1 protein-coding gene and 1 pseudogene are annotated in these 4,906 nt (G+C 61.0%); both read right to left on the bottom strand.

The window, feature by feature from the left end:
- Nucleotides 1–45: 45 nt before the first annotated feature.
- Entirely contained in the window at nt 46–384 is a 339-nt protein-coding gene (locus ACXRVY_RS17155) for a tryptophan synthase subunit beta (protein WP_223463874.1), read from the bottom strand.
- Between the two features lie 146 nt (nt 385–530).
- Nucleotides 531–4,906: pseudogene (locus ACXRVY_RS17150) on the bottom strand (LapA family giant adhesin); the annotation flags it as partial.

Below are 4,906 nucleotides of genomic sequence, written 5' to 3'. Positions count from 1 at the left end.
GGATTACCCGCGATGACGGCTGGAACAGTCACTGAAGATCAATGATCAGATCAACCCGCCTTCATCCTCATCGATCAACTGACTCAACCCACCCAACGCCTCACGCGCCTGGGTCCGGTCCATCAGTTTGGCCTGGGCCGCCATCGGCAGGTCGGTGACGCGGATCACGCCTTTCTGGGTCAGCACCTGAATCAAGTCATCGAGTACCCGGATCATTTCCAGGTCACTTTGCTTGAGCTGTTTGAGGCTGTTTTCCACAGCCGCATTGGCAAACCAGGCCTGGATTTCTTGATGGTCGGCCGGTAGCGTTTCCGTGGCCTCGGCGTAGGCGACGGGTTCCACGCGAACTAACAGGCCCTGCGCATCGCGTTGCACGTAAAACATTGAGCATCCCTCGGATTTGAGCCAGCATCGTGCTGTCAGCAGCATAGGCCAACTGCACGCCAGTATGTGGCGCGGTGACGAAATCGTCACCGGGCAGTGGGCGCAAACGTGACGGCCGCCCCATAAGGAGCGGCCGTTTTCATGCATCAGCTGTTGTTGTGATCGACCTTGATTGTCGGGTCGCTACCGGCAATCAGGTTGTGCAGGTTGGCGCTTGACCAGTTGTTGCCTTCCAGTTTGATCGTCACGTCCGGCGTGGCGGCGGCCGCATTGCCCGAGTTGAACTGGCCGGTCGAGCTGACTTGCAGCGACGACACGCCGTCGACCGTGGTGATCTTCAGGAAGTTGTCGATGGTGCTGCCGGTTTCGCCCTGCAACAGATCACGCAGGTCGATCCGGTCGCCTTCGCTGGCCTTGAAGTCCTTGATCACGTCGTTACCGGTATCGCCCGCTTTCCAGACGAAGGTGTCACCACCGGAACCACCGATCAGGATGTCGTTGCCCTGTCCGCCCATCAGCGTGTCGTTGCCGATGCCGCCGAGCAGGATGTCATTGCCCTTGCCGCCGTCGAGGGTGTCGTTACCGCCCGAGCCGAACAGAATGTCATTGCCCGCACCGCCGAGCAGGGTGTCGCTGCCGTCATGGGCGCCGGACACATCGAGCGCGGTGTAATGCTCGGTGATGTACTGGTRCACGTTGCTGGTGGTGACTTTGCTGACGTCCACGCCGGTTTGCTGCGCCACGAAGGCTTGCATCGCCTGGTAACCCTCGCCGGCAATGCCGTTGAAGCTCACCAGATCGCCGAACAGGAGGTCGTTGCCATCGCCACCGCTGACGGTGTCGTTACCCGGCATCGTCGCTTCGGTGTGGCCGATGATCGAGTTGGCCAGATTCTGCGGGTCGATGTTGGTTTGTGGCGTTTGATCCGAGTCGTACGGCTTCAGGTCGTTGAGCGTCACGTCCTTGTTCAGGCCGATGGCCTCGACGTTCGACAGGTTGCTCAGCAATGTGAAACTGCTGGTGGAGTTGCTGATGGTGTCCCCGTCGGTGCTACTGCCGTCGCCGTCACGACCCGAGAACTCGTAGGTGCCGTCGCCCTGGGCATGCAGATAGCCGAAGTCCTTGGATGACCAGTTATTGCCGTTCCCGTTCCCGTTCCCGTTGTTGCCATTGGTGTTCTTGGTCCAGACCGTCACGTAGCCCGAGGCGGAAATGTCGATCTGGTGCGTGCTGTCGGGGAACAGGCTGATCGCTTTACCCAACTGATAGTTGCTGGTAGTGATCAGGCTATCGAGTGTTGTGCTGCCATACAGGGTCGGGTTGGTCGACTCGCCGCTCTGGTAGTAAGTCGGCTTGCCGTCAGTAATGAAATACGTGAGGTTCTTCGCCCCGGTGTTGGCCACGGCGCCCGCACTCTGGAACCAGTTGGCCGTGGTTTTGAACACGTCCTCGTAGTTGGTGCCGCCGCCGGACGACATCGAATCCAGAGTCGCCTTCAACTGAGTCAGTGCATTGGAGTCATTGAGGTTCACCGACACCGACTTGTTGACCTGGGCATCGAAGTCCACCAGGAAGATGTTCACCGTACCCGAGTTACTGCCCAGGCTTTGCTTGAGGGTGTTGAACACCGACGTCAGCGAGTCCTTGGCCGAGTTGATCGACGAGGAACTCATACTGCCGGAACTGTCGACCATGAACGCGATGTTGTAGTTGGTGCCCGGCACCACGGTCAGGCCGCCGATGTCGGCGATCATGATGTCGTTGCCGTCGGTGCCAGTGACGGTGTCATTGGCCGCGGTGGCGGTGACGGCGTTATAGACCGCCGGGGACACGATCACGGGAATCTGCGAAGTGCTGCTGGCCGAACCACCCAGGGCCTCGGTGGAGGTCGAGGTCACGGTCAGGTCGAACAGGCCGTTGTAGTACGGTGGCGGAGTTACGGTCAGAGAGCCGAGGCTCCAGCCCGTCACGTTGGCCTCGCCATTGGTCGCGGTGACTGTGAAGGTATGTCCCGTGCCGTCGGTGAGCACCGAGCCGACCGGCATGCCGCTGATCTTCAGGCTCATGGCTTCCGAGCCGTCGGTGTCGGTCAGCGCGGTGGTGATGGCGGACAATTTCACACTGGTGCCTTCAGCGCCGGTATTGAGCTTGTAACCGTCGTAGTAGCCTTCGCCATTGGTGCCGTGCAAGTCGGACACGGTCACACCGGCATTCACCAGATCCGACACGCCGGTKTAAATCGGTACACCGGCACTGCTCAGGTCGATCGGCGTGCTGCCATTGACCGACAGGTTGACGTCATAGCTGCCCGGGCCACTCTGGTTGTGGTGGTAGATGTCCAGGGTGTAGTAGCCGCTAGTAGTCGGGGTGAACGAACCATTGAGGTTGCCACCCGCGCCCCATGTGGTCGCGGCTATGTTTTTGCCGCCGATGGTCACCAACAGGCTGTCATCACCGGTACCGTTGAAGGTGTAGGTCTTGCCGGCTTCGAGGTAGATCAGGCCGGAGGTTTTCGATGCCGTACCGGCGGTCACGCCACCGTCGGACTGCACGTTGGTCACGGTGCCTTTGGAATTTGCTGTGCCAGCGGCGTCGATCACGTTTTTCAGCGTGGTCGAGTCCGCGCCGTTGCCGCTGGTGCCCAGGCCCGAAAGACCGGTCCAGACTTCCTTGATCAACCCGGTGGACTTCACGCTGTTGTCGGCAACGCTCAGGGTCGGCGCATCCGCCACCGGGGTGATGTCGATCTTGATCGTGCCGGTGTTGCCCAGAGTCTGGCCGTCGGTTGGCTGGAACTTGATTTGTGTGTAGTCGGCCTGGTTGTTGCCCAGGCCGGTACCGCCATACCCGTCTACACCCGACTCGTTGGCATCCGGCGTGAAGCGCAGTTTGCCAGCGTCGATATCAGCCTTGCTGAAGGTCTGGTTGGTGGCGACATCTTTCCAGGTCGAACCGTCCAGGTACTGCAGTTTGCCCTCGCCCGGCAGCTGGGTGATTTTCACGCCCAGGCTGACGGCCGGACTGTCGACGTCGCTGACGCCGAAGGTCGACCAGCCGAGGATCAGCGGTGTGTCTTCGGTGCCGGTGACGTTGACTGGTGCTGCAACCGGCGMGTCATTGACCGCCACCACGTTGACCGTAGTGGTCGCGGTGTTGGAGTAGTTGCTGCCATCGGTCACCGTCACGGTGATGGTGCGCGGCACGGTGCTCGGGTCTTCACTGTTGTTGGTGAAGGTGATGTTCTTGATCTGCTGCGTGTAGTCGGCCAGCGTCGCGTTGCCCGACAGCGTCAGCGTGACTGAGCCATTGGTGCTGTTGGCATTGATGGTGATGCCATTGACGCTGTTGCCCAGGTTCAGTGCATCGCCGTCCTGACGGTTGGTCAGCACGATGGTCGCGCCGGTCAGCAGAGTGCTGTCCGGGTCGGTGATGCTCAGATCGGTATCGCCGATCGACACGCCCGCACCTGGGGTGTTCTCGGTGAACGTCACCTTGTAATCGGCCCCGGTGGCACCGCTGGAGTTGTTGGCGTCGAGGTTCAGCACTGGCGGTGCATCGTTGTCGATGATCGAAGTGCTGACGCTGCCATTGGACGCGCTGATCGCCAGGCTCTCGAAGTTGCCGCCGGTGGCCGAGTCGATCTTGACCACGAAGTTTTCGGTGCCTTCGGTGATTTTGTCGTCGATGGTCGCGACGTTGAAGCTGGCACTGCTGGCGCCCGCCGGGATCTTCACGGTGTACACACCGGTGAAGTCAGAACCGTCGGCGGCGGTGCCGCTGTAGACGACTTTCAGCGTCACTTCGGTCTGGGCCGGGTGAGTCAGGCTGACGGTGTAACTGGCGGTCTGGCCTTCGGTCACCGAGGTGCTGCCGCTGATGCTGACAGTGGTGGTGTCCTGGAAGTCACTGACGCTGGTCGACACTGGCGTCTTGTCCGTGCCGAGGGCTTCCAGGTTGCCGCCGCTGGCGGTCTTGATTGATTCAGTAACGGTTGGCGCGCCAGTGTAGACGTCGTTGCCCACGGTAATCGGCAGAGTGCCTGAACTTTGGCCGACGGCGATGGTGATCACCTTGCCGCTGTCCAGAGTCACGGTCACCGGCGTGTCGTGTGCAGTGACCGGGGCGCCATTTTTGTCGGTGATGGTCGCGGTGTACGTGATCGTGCCGTTCTCGCTTACCGATGGAGTTGCAGTCAGCTTCACGGTGGTGGCGTCGTTGACATCGGTAACCGTGGTGCTGACCGGGGTCTTGATCGGGTTGATCGCTTCGAGGTTGCCACCGGCCGCTTCCTTGATGGATTCGGTGACCGTGGTTGGCCCTTGGTAGACGTCGTTGCCCACGCTCACCGGCAAGGTGCCGGCGCTCTGGCCGACGGCAATGGTGATGACCTTGCCGCTGTCTAGCGTCACGGTGACCGGACCGTTCTGCGCGGTGACCGGGGCGCCGTTCTTGTCGGTCAGGGTCGCGGTGTAGGTGATGGTGCCGTTCTCATCCACGCTCGGGGTGGCGCTCAGGGTTACCG

It is taken from the genome of Pseudomonas sp. P5_A2_2 (assembly GCF_054177685.1).
The sequence above is the reverse complement of the archived record's forward strand: the minus strand, read 5'-3'. Positions and strand labels throughout refer to the sequence as shown.